At 67.7% G+C, this 21,214-nt stretch carries 21 protein-coding genes; 11 read left to right on the forward strand and 10 right to left on the reverse strand.

The window, feature by feature from the left end:
* Window positions 1-3: 3 nt before the first annotated feature.
* Window positions 4-909 (reverse strand): NgoMIV family type II restriction endonuclease, encoded by a 906-nt coding sequence (locus ACFSXZ_RS13335; protein WP_378264951.1) that lies wholly within the window; start codon window positions 907-909, stop codon window positions 4-6.
* Between the two features lie 174 nt (window positions 910-1,083).
* On the opposite strand from ACFSXZ_RS13335, the gene thrS reads away from it, so the two are divergent.
* Entirely contained in the window at window positions 1,084-2,322 is a 1,239-nt protein-coding gene (gene thrS / locus ACFSXZ_RS13340; RefSeq protein ID WP_378264953.1) for a threonine--tRNA ligase, read from the forward strand.
* Here the strand turns inward: thrS and ACFSXZ_RS13345 are convergent.
* The 3 genes from ACFSXZ_RS13345 to ACFSXZ_RS13355 form a co-directional block, all read right to left on the reverse strand.
* Complete coding sequence (locus ACFSXZ_RS13345; RefSeq protein ID WP_378264955.1) at window positions 2,319-2,672, reverse strand: hypothetical protein; 354 nt, start codon at window positions 2,670-2,672, stop codon at window positions 2,319-2,321. The two genes, thrS and ACFSXZ_RS13345, sit on opposite strands and share 4 nt — an antisense overlap.
* 13 nt (window positions 2,673-2,685) lie before the next feature.
* The gene (locus tag ACFSXZ_RS13350; protein WP_378264957.1) at window positions 2,686-3,429 is read right to left on the reverse strand and encodes a TNT domain-containing protein; all 744 of its coding nucleotides are present in this window, start codon (window positions 3,427-3,429) and stop codon (window positions 2,686-2,688) included.
* Window positions 3,430-3,685: 256 nt separating this feature from the next.
* Complete coding sequence (locus ACFSXZ_RS13355) at window positions 3,686-4,645, reverse strand: DNA polymerase domain-containing protein (RefSeq protein WP_378264959.1); 960 nt, start codon at window positions 4,643-4,645, stop codon at window positions 3,686-3,688.
* Between the two features lie 93 nt (window positions 4,646-4,738).
* Between ACFSXZ_RS13355 and ACFSXZ_RS13360 the strand changes: the two genes are divergently transcribed.
* Window positions 4,739-5,620 (forward strand): AraC family transcriptional regulator, encoded by an 882-nt coding sequence (locus tag ACFSXZ_RS13360; RefSeq protein ID WP_378264961.1) that lies wholly within the window; start codon window positions 4,739-4,741, stop codon window positions 5,618-5,620.
* A gap of 145 nt (window positions 5,621-5,765) precedes the next feature.
* Window positions 5,766-6,182 carry a VOC family protein gene (locus tag ACFSXZ_RS13365; protein WP_378264963.1) on the forward strand — a complete coding sequence of 139 codons (417 nt, stop codon included), beginning with the start codon at window positions 5,766-5,768 and terminating at the stop codon, window positions 6,180-6,182.
* A 295-nt stretch (window positions 6,183-6,477) separates the two neighbouring features.
* Here the strand turns inward: ACFSXZ_RS13365 and ACFSXZ_RS13370 are convergent, their stop codons facing one another.
* Window positions 6,478-7,389 carry a ribonuclease Z gene (locus ACFSXZ_RS13370; protein ID WP_378264966.1) on the reverse strand — a complete coding sequence of 304 codons (912 nt, stop codon included), beginning with the start codon at window positions 7,387-7,389 and terminating at the stop codon, window positions 6,478-6,480.
* 175 nt (window positions 7,390-7,564) lie between these two features.
* On the opposite strand from ACFSXZ_RS13370, the gene ACFSXZ_RS13375 reads away from it, so the two are divergent.
* Together ACFSXZ_RS13375 and ACFSXZ_RS13380 are read left to right on the forward strand one after the other, a co-directional pair.
* Window positions 7,565-7,963 (forward strand): YciI family protein, encoded by a 399-nt coding sequence (locus ACFSXZ_RS13375; RefSeq protein WP_378264968.1) that lies wholly within the window; start codon window positions 7,565-7,567, stop codon window positions 7,961-7,963.
* A 38-nt stretch (window positions 7,964-8,001) separates the two neighbouring features.
* On the forward strand, window positions 8,002-9,267 hold the full coding sequence (locus ACFSXZ_RS13380; protein WP_378264970.1) for an RNA polymerase sigma factor: 1,266 nt from the start codon (window positions 8,002-8,004) through the stop codon (window positions 9,265-9,267).
* A gap of 2 nt (window positions 9,268-9,269) precedes the next feature.
* Here ACFSXZ_RS13380 and ACFSXZ_RS13385 read toward each other — a convergent pair whose 3' ends face one another.
* On the reverse strand, window positions 9,270-9,986 hold the full coding sequence (locus ACFSXZ_RS13385; protein WP_378264972.1) for a rhomboid family intramembrane serine protease: 717 nt from the start codon (window positions 9,984-9,986) through the stop codon (window positions 9,270-9,272).
* Between the two features lie 117 nt (window positions 9,987-10,103).
* Between ACFSXZ_RS13385 and ACFSXZ_RS13390 the strand changes: the two genes are divergently transcribed.
* Window positions 10,104-11,591: an alpha/beta hydrolase gene (locus tag ACFSXZ_RS13390; protein WP_378266443.1), complete on the forward strand. Its 1,488-nt coding sequence runs from the start codon at window positions 10,104-10,106 to the stop codon at window positions 11,589-11,591.
* A gap of 114 nt (window positions 11,592-11,705) precedes the next feature.
* Entirely contained in the window at window positions 11,706-13,598 is a 1,893-nt protein-coding gene (locus ACFSXZ_RS13395) for an SDR family oxidoreductase (protein ID WP_378264974.1), read from the forward strand.
* Here ACFSXZ_RS13395 and ACFSXZ_RS13400 read toward each other — a convergent pair.
* Complete coding sequence (locus ACFSXZ_RS13400; protein WP_378264976.1) at window positions 13,551-14,042, reverse strand: MarR family winged helix-turn-helix transcriptional regulator; 492 nt, start codon at window positions 14,040-14,042, stop codon at window positions 13,551-13,553. The genes ACFSXZ_RS13395 and ACFSXZ_RS13400 overlap by 48 nt on opposite strands.
* Before the next feature lie 190 nt (window positions 14,043-14,232).
* On the opposite strand from ACFSXZ_RS13400, the gene ACFSXZ_RS13405 reads away from it, so the two are divergent.
* The 4 genes from ACFSXZ_RS13405 to ACFSXZ_RS13420 all read left to right on the forward strand — a co-directional run bounded on the left by ACFSXZ_RS13405 (window position 14,233) and on the right by ACFSXZ_RS13420 (window position 19,239).
* Entirely contained in the window at window positions 14,233-15,075 is an 843-nt protein-coding gene (locus tag ACFSXZ_RS13405) for a phosphoribosylaminoimidazolesuccinocarboxamide synthase (protein WP_378264978.1), read from the forward strand.
* A 76-nt stretch (window positions 15,076-15,151) separates the two neighbouring features.
* Window positions 15,152-15,409, forward strand: coding sequence for a glutaredoxin domain-containing protein (locus tag ACFSXZ_RS13410; RefSeq protein ID WP_378264980.1), 258 nt, complete (start codon window positions 15,152-15,154; stop codon window positions 15,407-15,409).
* Between the two features lie 173 nt (window positions 15,410-15,582).
* Window positions 15,583-16,134 carry a hypothetical protein gene (locus ACFSXZ_RS13415; protein WP_378264982.1) on the forward strand — a complete coding sequence of 184 codons (552 nt, stop codon included), beginning with the start codon at window positions 15,583-15,585 and terminating at the stop codon, window positions 16,132-16,134.
* Window positions 16,135-16,431: 297 nt separating this feature from the next.
* Window positions 16,432-19,239, forward strand: coding sequence for a PQQ-dependent sugar dehydrogenase (locus ACFSXZ_RS13420; protein ID WP_378264984.1), 2,808 nt, complete (start codon window positions 16,432-16,434; stop codon window positions 19,237-19,239).
* A 1-nt stretch (window position 19,240) separates the two neighbouring features.
* Here the strand turns inward: ACFSXZ_RS13420 and ACFSXZ_RS13425 are convergent, their stop codons facing one another.
* The 3 genes from ACFSXZ_RS13425 to ACFSXZ_RS13435 form a co-directional block, all read right to left on the reverse strand.
* Window positions 19,241-20,074: a MurR/RpiR family transcriptional regulator gene (locus tag ACFSXZ_RS13425; RefSeq protein WP_378264986.1), complete on the reverse strand. Its 834-nt coding sequence runs from the start codon at window positions 20,072-20,074 to the stop codon at window positions 19,241-19,243.
* Window positions 20,075-20,160: 86 nt separating this feature from the next.
* Window positions 20,161-20,448: an LLM class flavin-dependent oxidoreductase gene (locus tag ACFSXZ_RS13430; RefSeq protein ID WP_378264987.1), complete on the reverse strand. Its 288-nt coding sequence runs from the start codon at window positions 20,446-20,448 to the stop codon at window positions 20,161-20,163.
* A 79-nt stretch (window positions 20,449-20,527) separates the two neighbouring features.
* Window positions 20,528-21,214: a metal-dependent transcriptional regulator gene (locus ACFSXZ_RS13435; protein WP_378264989.1), complete on the reverse strand. Its 687-nt coding sequence runs from the start codon at window positions 21,212-21,214 to the stop codon at window positions 20,528-20,530.

Consider the following 21,214-nt stretch of genomic DNA (forward strand, 5'->3'; position numbering starts at 1 on the left):
TTGTCAGGGGCTTCGCAAGGATCCACTCACACTTGCCGTGTCCGCTTTCGGGAGTTTTTTGACCAGTGTCACCAGGTCTTCGAAGTCCCGCAAACGCTTCTGATTCATAAGTCGATCGAAAGTCGCTTTAGGCGGCCACTTTTCCGGATTTCGGGTTTCGCGTGCCTCAAGTTCGATCGCCTTCGCCAATGCCGGCAGGTCGAGGTGGTAAACCCAGTCAACAGCACCGGAACCATCAGCCAGGATGCGGAGCATGGACGGCCGAGGCTCGGCGGTGATCACTCCGAAATGGGGCATCCTACCCCGACGTTGTGTAACCAACTTGTGCCCTTGGGACACACAGTCCTGCGCGCGGTCTGTCCGCAGGGACCACTTCACAGATAATGCGGCGGCCAACTCGGGGGCCGCATCGAATTGTGGAATCCCGATAGCAACGTCGATTTTCAGCAGAGACTCCTCCGGCATCTGTCCTATCAGCTCCTGGACCAGCTCGGCGTTGATATCATACCCGTCGGCGATTTTCTTCACGAGTTTCGCCATACGTCGTCGCGTCGGCGTGTCGGGTAGGTTGGCCACCTGCGACTCGAGCTCTTTGACTGAGGTGTCGGACTGTCGGTAGTTTGAGCGGAACTTTGGGAAGACATCGAGGTGCTCGTATTGGCTGAACCGCAGTGCCGAGTACGAGTTGTCGATAACGAGGTCTGGTCGAACCGCGCTCAGACAGTCGATTACCTTGCGCTCCAATACCAGGCCGTTCTGATCGGGCTTCACGTCGCCTGCGACGACGCCTAGGACCTCCAGGAACCTCTCTCCCAGCCGCACAGAGAGATCATCGGACGCGTCCGATGTGTTCGGTTTGCCATTCTTGGGGCGGTAGCCACAGAGGTCCCGGGTGAAAGATGCAGGCACGGGTCACACTCTGCCTCAAGACGTTCTTTCTGCTCAAGTCACCCTGCGGCCTACTGCGCCTCTGCTACTCTCCTCCCCATGAAGCGCTCCTACACGACCACGCCGGAGAGTGTCCCGGCGCGCTGACTGCTGTTCTTGCGAAGCCCCGGGGCGAGTGCCCCGGGGCTTCGCCATGTGGTCACTCGTCCCTCGAATCCAGAGGAGACCACGATGAAGGACCACCGCAAACTAGGCCGTGAGCTGGGGATTTTCGGTACCGACCCGCTGATCGGCGCAGGGTTGCCGTACTGGCTGCCTGACGGCGCGATCGTTCGGCACGTCCTGGAGGAGTACATCCGGGACGAGGAGCAGCGGGCCGGGTACCAGCATGTGTATTCGCCCGTGCTCGGCAAGCGGGAGATGTACGAGATTTCCGGGCATTGGGACCACTACAGCGACGACATGTATCCCCCGATGGAGGTCGGTGGCGAGCAGCTTGTGTTGCGGCCGGGGATGTGTCCGCATCATGCGCTGATCTACCGGTCCCGAGGGCGCAGCTACCGTGAGCTGCCCCTGCGGATCGCGGAGCTGGGTGGGATGTACCGCTCCGAGTTGTCGGGGGTGCTCGGCGGGCTGAGTCGCGTCCGGGCGATTCAGCTCAATGACGCGCATATCTTCTGCACCCTCGACCAGGTCGCGGAGGAGGCGCAGGCGGCGCTGGCCATGATCAGGCGGGCGTACGCCGCGCTCGGTCTCCGGCCGGCTCGCTACCGGCTTTCGCTGCCTGGTGAGGGTGGGAAGTACGTGGCGGAGCCGGAAATGTGGCGGCGCGCGGGTGCTTTGCTGACCGAAGTGCTCGACCGGTCCGGGCTGGCCTACGAGTCCGTTCCGGGCGAGGCGGCCTTCTACGGTCCCAAGATCGACGTCCAGGTCGCCGACAGCGCGGGTCGCGAGGCGACACTGTCCACCGTCCAGGTCGATTTTCACCAGCCCGAGGGGTTCGATCTTCAGTACATCGGTGCCGACGGCGCGCGGCATCGGCCGGTGATGGTGCATCGCAGCGTCATCGGGAGCATGGAACGGGCCGTCGCGCACCTGATCGAGCAGCATGGCGGGGCCTTTCCCGCGTGGCTTGCGCCGACCCAGCTGGTGATCCTCCCAGTCTCCGGTGGGGAAATGGCGGCAGCCGAAGACCTCCTCGACCGGTGCTCCGGTCTCCGTGCGCGGTTGGCACCGCCGGAGGAGGGCAGCTTGGGCGCCCGCATCCGCACCGCCCGGCTAGTGCCTTACCAGGCCGTGATCGGCGCCAAGGAGGCCGCCGACGGCCGGATCGCGCTTCGGCTGCGTGACGGTCGCCGACTGGACGCCATGCCGGCCGCAGACATGGTCGACCGCGTCACCGCGGTGGTCGGCAGGCGAAGCCTGGAACTCTAATCCTGGTCGCGGCGGGCCTGGTCGTACTGCTCCCAGGCCCGCCGCTGGATTTCGTCCCGGTGGCCCATCAGATCGGCGAGGATCTCCGCGGAATCCGGCGGCGGTTCCGGTATCGGGCGGGTGAGCTGCCCGTAGAGGAACCGGCATGCCTCGTCTTCGGTGGAGAACCGCGCTATCTCCCTGGTGGTCCCACGCTCCTGGAGCGTGAGCAGGCACCCGTCATCCGGCTCGTGGAGCACGTAGTACGGGTCCTGTAATGGCCCAGCGGGCCGGGGGATGCCCAGGATCAGGTACTGCGACTCGGGCACTTCCGCCTGTCGGAGTGCCTCGTCGAGTTCGATCCGGTCCATTGTCCGCTTCCCGTCAGTTCACGATCTCCAGGTAGCCGTTGTCGACGAGCCATTGTGTGTCCGCATGCTGCGGCGGCACCAATTGCCCGGGGAAGTAAACGTCGTTCAAGCGGTACTGCAGGCCACCACCGGGCTGGCCGAACCAGGGTGCGGCGGGGCCGGAATCGACCTGGAAGTCCTTGAGCACCTTGAAGACGTAATAGCCGTTGGGAAACCTGCGCGTGAAGGTGTCCAGGTTGCTGGGCGGGATGGCACGCCGCGAGTAGATCACGCCGAACGGGGCGAGGAAGCGCCCGGTGGTCGGCCCGAAACGGTCGATGAACTGTCCGGTCGAGAGCGTGACGGTGACGGGTGTACCGGCGAAACCGTCGTTGGGCGGATAGCGCCAGCCGCCCTGGTTGTTGTTCGCCGTCGGATCCCAGTAACAGCCGAGGAACATGTCCGAGGACATTTCGTCCGTGCGCTTGTAGTTCCGCAGCAGGTCCCCGACCAGACCGCGCGTCGGCAGCTTCGCCGGGCCGAGGCGCCAGTCGCCCTTGTAGTACGGCTCCAAGGGAACCGGCGGACGGTCGGTGCGCGACCCGCTGCCGGTGGCCGGGCAGGACGGGGGGTGCGGTGGTCTCGGGGTCGGGTGGCTCACGGGTGAACTGGTCAGGTGCGCCTTGTCTGGCTGGGCTTGGGCGACCGCCTCACCCGCGCCGAAGACGACCGCCAGTGACGCGGCGAGTGCGACCAGGAGGCGCCGGGAATTCCGCATTGTTCTCCTTTCGATGCGATGCACGGACCGCGAAAAGCGGCTCCTCACCGTCATCGACAGGAAGCGGGTATGCGGTTGAGTGCGTACGGGCCAGCCCACTCCTTCGGAGGGTTCCAGGTGGGTGACTACCGAAAGAAAACCGTTGGGCCACAAGGAATACCGGCGACGCCGAAACGAAATCCCCTGTGGTGGCAAGAATGACGACCCCGCAGAATGTCTACCCGAGCGACGTCACCATTACGTCGCCGTTGGGAGATCAGCTTTCGTCCGTGCGCCGCGCGCGGGCGCGTCGCTTTCCTTCGTGCATGGCCTGCACTCGTGGGACGGGGATCTCGTGGCCTTCCGCGATCAGCCCCGAGTCCAGGTCCGCAGGCTGCGGCATCGCGGTCGCCCACGGATTCTTCCCGGCCAGCAACCGGATCGCGGTGTGCACGGTGAAGTCCGCCGGGCTGACGCGGTCAATGTCTTCCCACGCCACCGGAAATGACACCGGTGTGCCCGGCCGGATCCGCGGACTGTAGGGGGCGACCACGGTCGCGCCGCCGGAGCGCGTCGAATCGAGGAAAACCTTGCCGCCACGATCTTCGCGGATGAACGCGGTCGTGGCGAGCGCCGGGTCGAGCCGTTCCGCGCGGGCGGCGATCGCGCGCGTCGCGGCGGCCAGGTCGTCTACCGGAATCCGGCCGTCGACGGGCGCGAACACGTGCACTCCCTTGGCGCCACTGGTTTTCACGACGCTCCCGAGCCCGGACTCGGTCATCACCTGCCGGACCAGCAGGGCGGCGCGCACCGCCAGAGCGAAGCCGTCGTCGCCGGGCGGGTCGAGGTCGAGCACGAGGTAACCGGGATGTGGTCCGCGATCGACGCGGATGAGCGCCGGGTGGTACTCCACCGCGCGCTGATTGGCGAACCACAACAGCGTGCGACGGTCGTCGCACAACGCGTACGACACCTCACGCCGTGAACTCTCCGCCCACAGCCCGACGGTGCGCACCCACGACGGGGTGTACTTCGGAACGTTCTTCTGCATGAACGGTTTCTGCCCGCGAAGCACCCTGATCACCGACAGGGGCCGGCCGCGCAACTCCGGCACGAGGCGGTCGGAGACGGCGTCGAGGTAGTCGACGAGATGTCGTTTCGTCGCCCCTGAGCCCTCGAACAAGGGTTGGTCGAGGTTGGTCAGCTCGACACCCTGCCGGCTCTCCGCAGCGCTCATCGGATCATTTTGGCGTCTGCGACCCGCGCGCGCCGCACGAACCGTGCGATTGGGGGGATGTCGATTGTCGGTGCCCAGGCGCACAATCGGCCCGTGGACCCTGGAGAGTCTGCGGAATCGGTTCCGTGGCGGCCCGCGCCGGCGCTGCGCGGGCTGGTCGCGTCCTACCACGGCTACCGGCGGCGAGGTGGCCCGCCGGTGCCCCATCGCGGGCTGCCGTCCCCATACCTCACCATGATCGTCACCTTCGACGACCCGCTGGTCATCGCCGAGCACCCGGACCCGCGGCAGCGCGGAGGCCGCTACCGCACGCTGGTCGGCGGCCTGCACACACGACCGGCGACGATCACCCGCACCGCGCACGAAGCCGGAATCCAGCTCGCGTTGCACCCGCTCGGTGTCCGGACGCTGCTCGGGCTTCCGGCCGGCGAGCTGGCGCGGGTCGATGTCGGCGCGGACGAGGTGTTCGGAGCAGTCGCGCACGAACTGTACGAGCGGGTCGGCACGGCGACGAGCTGGCCGGAGCGATTCGCCGTCATCGACGACGTACTCATGAGGGTCGCCCGCCAGGGCGAGACGGCGGCCCCCGAACTGCGGCACGTGTGGCACCGGTTGATCGGGACGGCGGGATCCGCGCGCGTGCGTGACCTCGCCCGCGAGGCGGGCTGGAGCGAGCGTCACCTCGCCAACCGGTTCCGCGCCGAGATCGGGCTGTCGCCCAAGGAGGCACTGCGAGTGGTGCGCTTCGACCTGGCACGCCGATCGCTCCAGCGCCAGGCGGCCAACGGCGATCAGCCGCTCTTGGCCGATCTCGCGGCCGCCTGCGGGTACTACGACCAGGCCCATCTCGCCCGCGAATTTCGCGATCTCGCGGGTTGCCCGCCGAGCCGGTGGCTGGCCGAGGAGTTCGGAAACGTCCAAGTCACCGCACCACCGGAGCCTGCAGCATGGCTTACACGACATCCCGGGAAGTGACTCGCGGCTGTCAAGTGACCAAAGAGCGCGCCGTCTGGGTCCGCTATCGGGGCGGCAGGGCGCCTAGCAGGCTCCGGCGACGCGCCCTGACAAGGAGCGCCCTGTCGACACGATCGCGGGGGCGCGCAAACTCGCGGAGGAAATATTGAGTGAGACACCAGCACCTCAGGTTTGGCCGACGCTGCGCGCCCGTGACGCGCGTGCCCTCATCCGCTTCCTCGTCGACGCCTTCGGTTTCGAGGAGACCGTCGTGTACGGGGACGGCGACACGGTCGAGCACGCCCAGCTCTCCTGGCCGTTGGGCGGCGGAATCATGCTCGGCTCGGTGCGCGAGAGCGCCGAGGACTCCTGGCCGATTCAGCCCGGCACGTTCGGCGCGTACGTGGTCGTGGCCGACGCTGCGGCGGTCGACGCGTTGTACGAGCGGGCGAAGGCCGCGGGAGCGAACGTGACCAAACCGCCCTACGACACCGACTACGGCTCGCACGACTTCATGGCCCGCGATCCGGAGGGAAACCGGTGGAGCTTCGGCACCTACCGCGGCGAGCCGCGAAAAAGCTGAGCCCGAGCGGGGTCATGAGCGAGTACTTCCACGTCATGCCGGCCCGCTGAACAACTAAGAAGCTCCTCCGGCCCGATGGCTTCTGACGGGACCGGAGGAGCCTGGTGCGAAAGGAGGAATCCGCGTGAAGCACTATCGCAACGCTTCACCGGGTGCGGCAACCCCCTCCCCACCAGTTTGAACACGTGACAACACTTACGGGTGAATCTTGTGAGCGGCTCCCCGTTGATCGCGAATCCGCTGGTCAGCGCTGATTTCTTGCCCGACGGATCTGTCCACATCGGACTGATCGCGGTCAGCGCGAAGGCACCGGGATCCGGGCGAGGTCCTCGGCGACCACGATCTCCCCGTCGAACTTGTGCGCCGCTTCCTCCCGGAACCGCTCGGGATCGTCGTAGCGCTGGGAGAAATGGGTGAGCACGAGCTTGCGAACCCGGGACTCGGCGGCGACCTGACCCGCCTGCTCCGCGGTCAGATGCCCGAAGCGCGAAGCGATCGTCGACTCGCTGGAGAGGAAGGTCGACTCGATCACCAGCAGGTCGGCCTTCTCGGCGAGTTCGAACACCGCGTCGCAAAGCCGGGTGTCCATCACGAACGCGAACCGCTGGCCTTCGCGGTACACGCTGACCTGCGACGCGGTCACCACCCGCGGCCCGACGTTCACCGAGCCTTCCCGCTGGAGCCTGCCGATCTCGGGTCCGGAGATCCCGAAGCGGGCCAGCAACTCCGGCAGCATCCGCCGCCCACCGGGCTCGACCAGCTGATACCCGAACGACTCGACGGCATGATCCAGCCGCTTGACGTTCAGCGTGCCGAAATCACCTTCGGCGATCGTGCCGGGGCCGGAAATCGGCTCCTCGACGAGGTTGGCGGCTTCGTGGTAGATGCTGGCGTGACGCAGCCGTTGGAAGAAGATCCGGCCGGAGGCCGGGTAGTGCGCGTGCACGGGCTGCTTGACGCCATCGAGGGACAGCCGCTGCACGATGCCGGGCACCCCGAGACAGTGGTCTCCGTGGAAGTGAGTGAGGCAGAGCCGGTCGATCGCGCTGGCGGGAACCCCCACGTGCTGCATCTGCCGCTGGGTGCCCTCACCCGGGTCGAACAGGAAGCCCTGATCGTCCCAGCGCAGGAAATATCCGTTCTGGTTACGGGTGCGGGTCGGCACCTGACTTCCGGTCCCCAGCACGATCAGTTCTCGGACGGACACGCCCTGCACCCTAACTGCTTGTGAGCGAAAAGTACCGCTCCGGAAACACTTTCGGCCAGGATCCCGATCACACCGCCACACTACGTTCGCGAAAGAAAATTCAGCTGAATGTCGAAGTCGTCCTCTCCCGATCGACGTGGGGGTATCGACCGGCATCACCAGGAAGGAGCCGTTGATGCGTTTCATGGTTCAGGTCAGGGCGACCGAGGACACCGAGGCCGGTGTACCGCCGTCCGCCGAGTTGATCAGGGAGATGACCCGGTACAACGAAGAACTCGCCAAGGCGGGAGTCCTGCTCGACGGCGTGGGCCTGCTGCCCAGTTCGCGGGGCGCCCGGGTGCGTTTTTCCGGCCGGAACGTCACCGTCGTCGACGGACCGTTCGCCGAGACGAAGGAACTCATCGCCGGATACTGGGTGATCGAGGTCGCCTCGAAGGAGGAGGCGGTCGAGTGGGCACGCAGAGTGCCCAACCCGGGTGGTGACGACTTCGAGATCGAGGTCCGGCAGATCGCCCAGTTCGATGAATTCGGTGAAGAACCCACGCCGGAACAGGGGGATCGACCACGCGCCTGAGTTGCCGCGGCGTCCGGCAGGTGGTGTGCTCGGTGGCCGTGAGCGTCACCGACACCCACCGCGCGGTCGACGCGGTCTGGCGGATCGAGTCCGCCAGGATCATCGCCTCGCTCGCCCGCGTCGTCGGAGACGTCGGTCTGGCCGAGGAACTCGCTCAGGACGCGCTGGTGGCCGCGCTCGAAAAGTGGCCGGCCACGGGCATCCCGGCGAACCCGGGCGCCTGGCTCACCACGATCGCCAAACGCCGGGCGATCGACCGGTTCCGCCGCGCGCGGCTCTCCGAACGCGCTCGGCGGTCGCTGGCGATCGACCTCGAAGGCACACGTCCGGAACCCGAACCCGATGAGGTGCGCGACGATCTGCTGCGCCTGATGTTCACCGCCTGCCACCCGGTTCTGTCCACCGAGGCGCGGGTCGCGCTCACCCTCCGGCTGCTCGGCGGGCTGACCACCGGGGAAATCGCACGGGCCTTCCTGATCTCGGAATCCGCCATGGCGCAACGCATCGTCCGCGCCAAGCGCGCCCTCACCCGGGAAGAGGCCCGGTTCGAAATGCCCAGCGGTGACGAACTCGCCCCTCGGCTGAATTCGGTACTCGAGGTGGTCTACCTCATCTTCAACGAGGGGTATTCCGCGACGGCGGGTGACGACTGGATGCGCCCGGCCCTGTGTGAGGAAGCGCTCCGGCTCGGCCGGATTCTCGCGGGGCTCGCGCCCCAGGAAGCCGAAGCGCACGGACTGGTCGCGCTGATGGAGATCCAGGCCTCCCGCGCACGGGCTCGCACCGATGCCGACGGCGAGCCGATCCTGCTGCTGGATCAGGATCGGCGGCGCTGGGACCGGTTGCTGATCCGGCGCGGGCTCGCCGCGCTCCGGCGTGCCGAGGAACTCGGCGGGCTGCGCGGGCCCTACACCGTGCAGGCCGCGATCGCCGCGTGCCACGCGCGGGCCGCGACGGCCGGGGAAACCGACTGGGTGCGGATCGCCGCGCTGTACGAGGTGCTGGTGCGACTGACCCGGTCGCCGGTCGTGGAGTTGAACCGCTCGGTCGCGATTTCGATGGCCTTCGGGCCGGATGCCGGTCTGGAAATCGTCGACGAACTGGTGGCGGACGGCTCGCTGGAGAACTACCACCTGCTGCCAAGCGTGCGCGGCGATCTGCTGAGCAGGCTCGGACGCGCGGCCGAGGCCCGGACGGAGTTCGAGAAGGCGGCCGCGCTCACGCGCAACGCCAGGGAACGTGCGGTTCTGCTTCGCCGGGCCGAAACCTGCGCGCGGGAGATGGTTTGCGAATCGGGAGCCTGAGCTCAGACCTCTTTCGCGGGCTTGTCGAGCTGGGTGGTGTGGACCGCTGTTCCGGAGACCTGCGTGGTCGGAACCTTGGTGGTCGGGACCTGTGTGGTGGCGAGCTGGGTCTTCGGGGCGGAGGTCACGGTGCGCCGGTCGCGGAAGACCCACCCGCCGAGCACGCCGGTGATGAACCCGAACAGGTGCGCCTGCCAGCCGATGCCCTCGCCCGCCGGGATGAGCAGGGAGAACTGGTAGGCGAAGCACAACGCCATGACCAGGCCGAGCACGATGTCGATCGGCCGCCGGTCGAACAGGCCCCGGACGATGATGTAGCCGAAGTAGCCGAACACCACTCCGCTGGCCCCGGCTCCGACCGTGTCGGCGCCCGCGGTGAACCACGCGCCGAGCCCGCTGCCGACGACCACCAGCGCGGTCACCCCGAGGAACCGCTTGACCCCGCGATAGGCGGCGAGAAAGCCGAAGATGAACAACGGCCCGGAATTGCCCTCGATATGCGACCAGCTGAAATGCAGGAACGGCGCGCTGAAGATCTCCGGCAGCGAACCGGGCTCACGCGCGTGAATGCCGTAGTCGTAGCTGAGTTCGTACCCGGTGGCCGCGTTGATGATCTGGACCAGCCAGATCACCACCAGGAAACCGACCATCACCCACAACGCCTTGCGCGCCTCGGCGAGGAGCGCCTCGGCCTCGTGGCCCCGGGGCAGTTCAGTCATAGCGGTCAGGGTAACGGAGTTTCCCGACTTCCGACGGTACCGCGGTCGATCCGGATGCCGTTACGGTGGCCCGATTTGCCGCATCGCAGACAAGAGAGGACGCGCGTGAGACGTCTCATGGCCATCGCGGTGGCAGCATTGGCCGCCGCGGCAACAGTCGCGGCGGTGCCGGCCGCGGCCGCCGACGAAGCGACTTCGGCGATTTCCTGGGGACCGTGTTCCGACCCGACGCTGGTCGCGGCGGGTGGCGAGTGTGGTTACCTCTCGGTGCCGCTGGACTACGACCACCCACGCGGCGAGAAGATCCAGATCGCCGTCGGCCGCGTCAAGCACAAGGTGCCGGACTCGCAGTACCAGGGTGTCATGCTCACCAACCCGGGCGGCCCCGGTGGTTCGGGCCTTTATCTCGCCGCGCGGGGATCGAAACTGCCGAACCACGCCGGTGACGCCTACGACTGGATCGGGTTCGACCCGCGCGGGGTCGGTTCCAGCAAGCCCGCGTTGTCGTGCGACCCGAACTACTTCGGCTACAACCGGCCCAACTACCTGCCGGTGACCCCGCAACTGGAGCAGACCTGGCTCCAGAAGTCGAAGTCCTACGCGGATGCCTGCGCGAAGAACAACAGCCGCGCGCTGCTGCAGCACATGAGGACGACCGACACCGCGAAGGACATGGATTCCATCCGTGCCGCGCTGGGGGCCGACCAGGCGAACTACTACGGGTACTCCTACGGCACCTACCTCGCCCAGGTGTACGCCACGCTGTTCCCGCAACGGGTACGGCGGATGGTGCTCGACAGCACGGTCGACCCGCGATACGTCTTCTACCAGTCGAATCTGAACCAGGACCTCGGCTTCGACCGTAACATCGGGGTCTGGTTCGAGTGGGTGGCCAAGTACGACTCGGTCTACCACCTCGGCACCACGGCCGGCGCGGTGAAGCGCGTGTTCGACGAACAACTGGCCAAGCTGTCGTTCCAGCCCGCTGGCGGAGTGATCGGGCCGGACGAGTGGCTGGACGTGTTCCTCCAGGCGGGGTACTACCAACTGCGGTGGCCCACGCTCGGTGACGCGTTCGCCAAGTTCGTCAACCAGGGCGACTGGCAGACCATGAAGAAGCTGTTCGAGAACTTCGACGGCGTGGGCGACGACAACGGTTTCGCGGTGTATCTCGCGGTGCAGTGCACCGACGCGCCGTGGCCGACCGACTGGAACCAGTGGCGGGCCGACAACTGGCGGACCTTCACCCGCGCTCCGTATTTCACCTGGATGAACGCCTGGTACAACGCGCCGTGCGTGTACTGGCCGGCGAAGGCGGGCAAACCGGTGAACGTGGACGGGCGGGGCGTGAAGAACGTCCTCATGATCGACGAGACGCTCGACGCGCCGACCCCGTATGAAGGAAGCCTGGAGGTGCGAAAGCGCTTCCCCGGCGCGGTGCTGATCGCCGAACCGGGCGGCACGAGCCACGCGATCACCCCGCGCGGCAACGCCTGTGTCGACGACAAGATCGCCGCCTATCTCACGACCGGGGAGCTGCCTCCGCGCAAGCCGGGCTCGCAGGCGGACGTCACCTGCGCTCCGCTGCCCCAGCCGACGCCCTGAGAAGTGAAGCAAGGTGGCTTTACTACGGATCATCCGTAGTAAAGCCACCTTGCTCCCGAACCGGCCCACTTGACTGTTACCCGGGGTCACAGTTGACTGCCAGGGGTGCGAACCGTGATTTCCGGAGACGTCCGCCTGGCCGTCGAGGAGCAAGGACCCCCTGACGCGCCGACGGTGCTGCTCGTACACGGCTACCCGGACACCCACCGCGTCTGGGACGAGGTGGCGGACGCGCTCTCCGGCCGGTTCCACGTCGTGCGCTACGACGTCCGGGGCGCGGGTGCTTCCACCGCCCCACGCGGTACCGAGGCCTACCGGTTGACACACCTCAGGGACGACCTGCTCGCGGTCGCCGACGCGGTGAGCCCGGGGGTGCCGGTGCACCTCGTCGGCCACGACTGGGGGTCGATCCAGTCCTGGGAAGCGGTCACCGAACCCGGCGCGGAGAAGCGCTTCGCCTCCTTCACCTCGATCTCCGGCCCCTGCCTCGACCATGCCGCGTTCTGGTCCCAGGCGAACCGGGGACGTCCGCGGATGCTCAAGCAACTGCTGCGTTCCTGGTACATCCTCGCTTTCCATGTGCCGGTGCTCCCCGAACTGGTGTGGCGGGTGGCGGCGAAGTGGTGGCCGGTCTTCCTGCGTGATGCCGAGCACGTGCGGCACCCGGCCCACCCCGCCCCGACGCTGGCCCGGGACGCATCGCGCGGACTTTCCTTGTACCGGGCCAACTTCCGGCCGCTGCTCGGCCGCCCCCGCAAGCGCCGGACCGAGGTCCCGGTGCAGGTCATCACCCCTGTCTACGACCGCTACGTGACACCGGCGGTGGCCGGAGGTGCGCAGGGGTGGGTTTCTCGCCTGTGGATCCGACGCCTGTTCGCCGGGCACTGGTCGGCGCTGCTGGGCGACGGCGGGTCGATCGCGCGGATGGTCACCGAGCTGATCGATCACGTGGCGGGAGCGCCCGAGCCGAGGCCGATGGCCCGCGCCCGGCGGAAAACGGGCCCGCTCGTGGTGGTGACCGGCGGGGCGAGCGGAATCGGCCGGGCGACCGCGCGGGCGTTCGAAGAGATCGGCGCGGAGGTCGTCGTCTGTGACGTCAACCCGCTACCGGGCGCGAATTCCCACCGCGTCGACGTCTCCGACGAGGACGCGATGCGGGCGTTCGCGACCGAAGTCGTGGCCCGGCACGGTGTCCCGGATGTCGTGGTGAACAACGCCGGTATCGGGCACGCCGGCTCGGTGTTTTCTCGCCTCACTCGCCGGCGGGCTCGAACCGCGCTCATTGCCTCTGGCTGCCCCAAGCGCGGCGCCGGTCGCGCGTTTCCCGCCACGACGAGCGAGGAATGGCGGCGGGTGCTCGACGTCAACCTGTGGGGAGTGATTCACGGGAGCCGGATTTTCGGCGGTCTGATGGCGGAACGCGGTGAAGGCGGGCACATCGTGAACGTGGCCTCGACCGCGGCGTACCTGCCCGCCAAGTCCCTCGCCGCGTACGCGACCAGCAAGGCCGCGGTGCTGACCCTTTCCGACAGCCTGCGCGCGGAAGTCCACCGCCGCGGCATCGCGGTTTCGGTGATCTGCCCCGGTCTTCTCGACACCGGAATCACCGGCACCACAACGTTTTCCCACCCGTACACCGCTTCGCAAGTCCATGTCGGCGCCCAAGGCGATGCGGGCGCGCGGGTGGGCCGAAGGCCTCGGATTCGCGGAGGCGGGCCGCCAGCCTACGAAGATGGGGTTGACGCGGGAATCACGGCCCGTCTACGCGAATCCGATCGCGCGCCTCAGGAACACAGCCTCAGCGCGGACGAGCGGGAACGCAGGCGGGCACGAGCATCGGAGCTGTACCGCCGTCGCGGCTTTCCACCGGAGCGTGTGGCGCGTGAAATCGTGCGCGCCGTGACGACGGGAAAGGCGATGGTTCCGGTGACCGCCGAGGCGAAGGCGGCGCTGGCGCTGTCACGACTCTCCCCCGCCTTGCTTCGCGCCGTCGTCCGCATTCTTTAGGTATTCGAATATCTTTCCGGTCAACCGTCCCAGTTCCGCGAACTCCTCGTCGCCGAGCGCGGCGAGAACGGTGTCCCGCACGGCTTTCCGGTAGCCGGGCGTGACGTCGGCCACGAAGGCCGCGCCCTCTTCGGTCAGCACCGCGTACAGCCCCCGGCGATCGGTCGGATGCTGTTCCCGGCGAACCAGTCCGAGACCGGCCAACCTGGTGATGCGGTAGTTCAGGCGGCTCCCGGGCGAGAACAGGACCGCGGCGAGCCGTCCCATCCGCATCCGGTGTCCGGGCGCCTCGCTCAACCGGAAGAGGATCTCGTATTCGGCATGGGAGACTCCGGCCCGTTTGTGGAGGTAGCGCTCGAGGGCGCGTAAGACAAGCGTGTGCGCACCCAGGAACGCGACCCACGCGCCACGCTGCTCGTCGGACAACCACGACTGCTCTGCCATCACCCAAAAGAGTAACGGTCAGAGTATTACGAAAGAATCCCGGTCTTGCCGTACCCGGCGGGACGTTCCCATGTTCAAGAATGTGAACGATGATGAGAGGATTTACAATTCCGGTCCAGACCACTGTCCGCTATGGACACCCCGGCACCCGCCGGGCCCGCCCCACCGGCGGCGAACCTAGGATGGCGGCATGAAGCGCATCCACGGGGGCAAGGTCCGCGACCTCTACCAGGACGGGGACGACATCCTGCTGGTCGCGTCCGATCGCATCTCGGTGTACGACGTGGTCCTCCCCACGCCGGTCCCGGACAAGGGCGCGTTGCTGACCCAGCTGTCCCTGTGGTGGTTCGAGCACTTCGGCGACCGCGTGCCCAACCATGTGATCTCCGGGACCGACGTGCCCGCCGAGTTCGCCGGCCGCGCGATCCGGTGCCGGCCGTTGAAGATGGTGCAGGTCGAGTGCATCGCGCGGGGCTACCTCGCCGGCCTCGGCCTCCGGGAGTACCGCGAGCACGGCACGGTGTCCGGGGTCACGCTGCCGCCCGGCCTCGTCGAGGGCAGCAAGCTGCCCGAACCGATCTTCACCCCGACCACGAAGGCCACCGAAGGGCACGACGAGTTCATCACCTTCGACGACGTGGTGCGGCAGGAGGGCGCCGAGACCGCGGAACGACTGCGCGAGCTGACCTTGGCCGTCTACCGCGAGGGCGCCGAGCACGCCGCACGGCAGGGAATCATCGTGGCGGACACCAAACTCGAGTTCGGCCGGGACGCCGACGGCGTGCTGACGCTCGGCGACGAGGTGCTCACCTCCGACTCCTCCCGCTTCTGGCCCGCCGACGAATGGGAGCCCGGCAGGCCGCAGTACGCCTTCGACAAGCAGGTCGTGCGCGACTGGGCGACCGGAACGGGCTGGGACAGGACGCCACCCGGCCCGGAGATCCCGCCGGACGTGGTCGAGATGACCCGCGGCCGCTACATCGAGGTCTACGAACGCATCACCGGGCGACGCTGGAGCCCGACAACTTCGTGATCATCCTCATCCGGCGAATTCCCGGTGGATGAGACGGACCGCGATTGCGCCGCTTCCCAGTGGTTAACCTGAGGGCATGGTGATCGAGTTCTACTGGCGGCCCGGTTGCGTGTTCTGTTCGGCATTGCGGGCGCAGCTGGACCAGACCGGACTGTCCGTGCACGAGGTCAACATCTGGGAGGACCCCGAAGCGGCGGCCCGGGTCCGTTCCGTCGCCAACGGTAACGAGACCGTGCCCACCGTTTTCGTGGGACCGGTCGCGCTGGTCAACCCCACCGCCGAGCAGGTCGTGGCAGCCGTGGCCGAGCACGCTCCCGATCTGCCGGCCTCCTGACGAACCGGGCGAACGCGGCGCGGCGCATGCCGCAACAATTGCTAAGAGCTAATCGCCGCCACCATCCGTAATTTCGGGCATCCTTTTACCGCCTCGTACCACGACCAGGTACTGTGCTGTCAGCGAAACACCTCGAGCGCACCCCTCTCGTCCCCGTTCGAAAGGTATGCCCGGTGAACGACGACGTGTCGGTGGCCAGACTGTCCGAACCGGAGGGACACCACGACGCCCCGTCCTCGGCGGCATCCCGGTTCCGCCTCGTCGCGGTCATGCTGGCCGTGGTACTCGGCTGTGGTCTGGCGGCGATCCTGGTACACCTGGCCTCCACCCAGCAGCGGGCCGACGATCAGGGCCAGTCGGTCTTCGACGTGCCGCACGGACCGACCGGCGGACTCGCCGGCGGCGGCGTGCCGTCCAGCATGGACGAGACGGAAGTCACCGACACCAGCACGAAAGTCACGGTCACCAACGCGGCTCCGCCGACCGGAAGCAACGGTCTGCCGTGGGCGACCCGTCGCCATCCGACCAGCACGGTCACCGTCACCCAGTCCTCGCAGCCGTCGGCGACCGGCAGCACCAGCCGCCAGCCCGGGAATCCGCGGAGCGGCAACAACGGCGGCGGCAACAACGGCGGAAACTCCACCTCCAAGACCCCGCCGCCCGACAACAACACCACCACCACTTCGCCCCCCAATCTGTGCCTCCTCGGCATTCTTTTCTGCTGATTTCCGCGCGTCCATCCGATGACCGGAAAACACCTCGCCGCTTTTTGACGCCCATTTAAGGCGGTTGTCGTCCGCATTTCCGTCCGGACGACAAAGAGAGCCGCGGAAATTCTCGGCGGCTTCGGCCTGGCACGAGTCCCCCTCGGCGCCCGAGCCGCCCTACCAGGGCAGAGACACGGACTCGCCGCCGCTTCGCCGCACCGCTCGGGCACACACCGTGCATCACGTTTGCGCAACAACAGCAACGAAACCCTCGTTCCGGGCGAAAGAGAAGCGGATACCCGAAAGGGGGACTTCATGTCACCGAGAAGAGGGATGCCCGCGTTCGCGGGCGTTCTCGTGATGCTCTTCGCTCTGGTCGTCGCCACGGCCCCGCCCGCGTCCGCCGCGCTGGCCAACGGCTTCGTCCTGCGCGACCGGCCCAGCGGTCAGGCGGCCTGGGACCTGACCGACTTCGCCTACCTTCCCGGCGACGGCGGCATCCTCACCACCGGCAAGAGCGGAAAACTGGCCTGGGTCGCGCCGGACGAGGGGACCCGCACCCTGGCCACGCTGCCCGTGGTCACCACCGGCGACCTCGGCCTGATCGGGATCGCGGCGGCTCCGGACTACGCCACGTCCCACCACATCTACCTGACCCGGTCGATCAGCACGAGCAGCGGCTTCTCGTTCCGGCTGGCACGCTGGACGGTCACCGGCTCGCCCGCACCCACCGGCATCACCGACGAGCAGGTCCTGTTCGACCTGCCCGGCACCACCGGGGTACACGGGCTCACCACCGTCCTCGCCGCCGACGACGGCACGCTGTGGGTCTCGATGGGTGACGACTCCGACTTCGCGCACACGCCCGACCCGCGTGCCTTCCGCGCCCAGGACCTCGACAGCATGGACGGCAAGATCATGCATCTCACCGCGGACGGTGCGGGTGTGCCGGGCAACCCCTACTACGACCCGGCCAACCCGTCCTCGGCCCGCAGCCGGGTGTTCGCCAGCGGTTTCCGCAGCCCGTTCCGGCTTTCCCTGGACCCGGCGAGCGGACTGCCGATCGTCGGCGATGTCGGCTGGGAAACCTGGGAAGAGCTCGACATCGTCCAACCGGGCCGCAACTACGCCTGGCCGTGCTGGGAAGGCAACCACCCTTCGCCCGGTTACGCCGACTTCGCCCAGTGCGCCGGCGTGCCGAACACACCGCCGCTGTGGGACTACCACCACGGCAGCGACCCGGACCAGGGCAACTCCATCACGGGCGGGATCGTCTACACCGGAACCAGCTACCCGTCGCAGTACCGCGGTAGCTACTTCTTCGGTGACTACGTGAGCAACCAACTGTGGACGGTCCGCTACGACTCGACCGGCGCGCTGACCCAGCCGCCGGAGAATCCGCCGCTGGGCACGGGCATCGGCGGGCCGGTGAAGTTCGCCGCCGCGCCCAACGGCGACATCGTCTACGCGGACCTGCCCACCGCGACCCTGCACCGCCTGACCTACCCCCAGGGCAACAGCGCTCCGGTCGCGAAGCTCACCACCGCCACTGATCCGGCCACCCGGACGGTCACCTTCGACGGCTCCGGATCCACCGACTACGACGCCGATCCGATGACCTACACCTGGGACTTCGGCGACGGCACGACCGGAACCGGAAAGACCGCGACGCACACCTACGCGCCGGGAACGGACCGGTTCACCGCGACGCTGACCGTCACGGACCCGGCAGGCGCGACGGGAACGGCGCAGGCCGTGGTGGCGCCGTCGAACCACTCGCCGACGCTGACCCTCACCACGCCCGGAGATGTCCGGTTCGCCGTCGGAGAGCCGGTCAGCCTGACCGCGACCGCGACCGACGCCGAGGACGGTTCCCTACCGGTGACCTGGACCAGCGTCGCCCTGCACTGCCCGGAGGAAACCACCTGCCATGCGCATCCGGGCAGCGGCGCGACCGGCGGCTCGTTCACGCTGCCGTTCACCGATCATCCCGATTCGCGCATGCTGCTGACCGCGACGGCCACCGACAGCGCGGGGGTGAGCACGAGTCAGACCTACGTGGCCTGGCCACGGCAGCACCGCCTGACGCTGGCCTCGAACCTGCCCGCGTCGCTGACGATTCTCAACCAGACCGGCAATTCCGGTCTGATCACCGAAGGTCAGTCGGTCGACGTGACGGCGGCGACACTCGCCGCCGACGGCGCGTCACGGTTCACCGCCTGGGCAGACGGAACCACTTCGGCCACGCGAGCGGTGACCATGGGTGGTTCGGACATCACCCTGACCGCGAACTACGCCACTCCGATCGAGCAGCGGTACGACGGTGACGCCGGACTCCGGCAGGCGCTGGGCGCGCCGACCGCACCGGAGGTCTTCGATTCCGGCGTGCGCTACCGGGAGTACGAGAACGGCCGCCTGTACTGGTCGTCGGCGACCGGCGTGCACGAAGTCCACGGCTCGATCCTGGCGAAGTACCTGGAACTGGGCGGGCACACCCGGTTCGGGCCGCCGACCACGGACGAGAGCGGCACGCCCGACGGAGTCGGCAGGTTCAACCACTTCATCGGGACCCCGGGCACGATGGCCGCGTCGGTGTACTTCACGCCGTCGACGGGTGCGCGGGCGGTGTGGGGTGCCATCCACGCGAAGTGGGAAGAACTCGGCTGGGAGACCGGCCCGATGGGTTACCCGACGACGGACGAGTTGATCACGCCGGACGGGGTGGGGCACTACAACCACTTCGACAAGGCCGCCTCGATCTACTGGACACCCGCGACCGGTGCCCACGGGATCTGGGGCGCGATCCGGCAACGCTGGTCGGACACCGGCTGGGAAGCCGGACCGACGGGCTACCCGACGACGGACGAGTTGATCACGCCCGACGGAGTGGGGCACTACAACCACTTCGACAAGGCCGCCTCGATCTACTGGACACCCGGAACGGGCGCGCAGGAGGTCTACGGGGCGATCCGCCAGCGGTGGTCCGCGCTGGGCTGGGAGACGTCGTACCTCGGCTACCCGACCTCGGGCGAGTTCTCGTTCGACGGTGGCCGTCGGAACAACTTCCAGTTCGGTTACATCCAGTGGTATCCCAACGGGACGGTCATCGACCGCCGCTGGTGAGTCAGGATCGGTGGTAGAAACCGAAATCCGGTGTGGAATCTTCGGGGCCGGGGTCGCCGCGACGCACGGCGACCCCGGCCGAGAGGGTCTGTGCCAGAGAAAGGCACGCGGTGAACGACGGGTGCTCCCCGATCCCGTCGATCTCCGCGTACAACGCCGCGTCCGCCAGCGCGGCCAGCGGCGAAGCGGTGTGATCCGTCAACGCCACCACGGGCAAACCCCGGTCGCTCGCGTATTCGGCGACCCGCACGGTCTCCGCCGCGTAGCGCCGCACGGACACCGCGACCAGGACGTCCCCGGCGGCGAATTCCCTTACCCCGTCCATGATCGGGACGCCGACCGCGCGCACCCCCGGCCGCACCCGGCTAAGTCTCGACGTGAAGAGCGCTGCCACCGACGCCGACTCCCCTGACCCGAGGACGTGCACACGCGGCGCCTCGGTCAGCAGCCCCGTCGCTCGCGAGAAAGCCTCCGCATCCAGACGGCCGTAGGTGCGTGTGAGGTTGACACGCTCCTGATCCAGCGCCGCGGACAGCGCTCCACCGGGCGGTCGCGAACCGTCATCCGCACGACGGGAAAGCCTGGCCTGCTCGGTCAGCCAGGATCGGCACAACTCCATGATTTCGGGATATCCCCGCAACCCCAAGGAGTTCGCGAACCGCGTGATCGAGGATTCGCGCACGTCCAGCATCCGCGCGGCCTCGTCGATACCGCGATGAGCGCTGCCCTCCGGGTCCGCCAGTACCAGGTGCGCGATCCGCAGCTGCCCCCCGGCGAGTTTCGGCAACCGCTCCCGGACGGCCGCGGCGAACTCCTGGTAGTCCCGGGGCGCCATCACGGCACCCCGGCCACCGTTTCGAAGCCACCGAAAAGGGACAACACGCGCACCACGATACTGGTGGCGGCGTGATCACGAGCCTTTCAGAACTTCGAACACCGGCGCGAACTTCTCCAGAAAGCCACTGTTGATCGTACTGTGCCGTTCGTTGCCAATCCGGCCAGCTTGTCCACCGCGACGAGCGTGCCGACGTGCAGTTCGGTGGTGACCGCGGCGGCAGCGGAGAGTGTGGTGAACGGGTCTAGACCGGACTGCGGGTCGGGCGAGACCAACGTGTCGTAGCCGAGGCTTTCGGCCCGGCGCGCGAGATCGGTCCAGGACGCCAGATCGGGTGCCTGGCCGGCGACTATGCCGAAGCGGAACGGTTTCATGCCGTCATGCTCGCGCCGCCGGCCACCCTTCGGCATTCGTCAGGCTGCGTCAATCGGCCGTACGCTTTCCGCCGGACAACTAGATCACCGCGACGCTGAGCGCCTGCGCGATCTCCTTCCCGAGCGCGTGCGTCGCCGCATCCGGCGGGGAGCCGACCTTCACCACCAGCGGCCCGCCGAACGGCTGGCGTTCCAGAACTTCGATGCGCTCACCGAGGCCGATCGCGCGTTCGGAGAGGTAGCGCAGCATGTTGGGATCGGTGTCCCAGACCCGCACGATCTGCCCCACCACGCCCGGTTCCAGCTCGTCCAGCAGACGAGTGGGCAGTTCCTCGACGCTGCCGTCGGCCGCCGGGATCGGGTCGCCGTGCGGGTCGCGCACGGGATTGCCGAGTTTGGCCGCGATCCGTTCGACCAGGCGGTCGGACACCGCGTGCTCGAGGGCGTCGGCCTCGGCGTGCACCTCGTCCCAGGTGTAGCCGAGTTCCCTGACCAGGTAGGACTCGATCAGCCGGTGCCTGCGCAACACGCTGCGCGCCAGCAACCGCCCGGCCGGGGTCAGCGCTATGCCGCGGTAGGGCACATGCTCGACCAGGCCCTGCTGGGAAAGCTTGGTGACCATGCCCGACGCCGACGACGGGCTGACCTCCAGGCGACCGGCCAGGGTCGTGTTCGTGACCGCCTCACCGCGCTCGACCAGGCCGTAGATCACCCGGATGTAGTCCTCGATCGACGAGGACGAGCGCCGGGCGGGACTGTCATCCAT

It is taken from the genome of Amycolatopsis pigmentata (assembly GCF_042684065.1).
Taxonomy (GTDB): domain Bacteria; phylum Actinomycetota; class Actinomycetes; order Mycobacteriales; family Pseudonocardiaceae; genus Amycolatopsis_E; species Amycolatopsis_E pigmentata.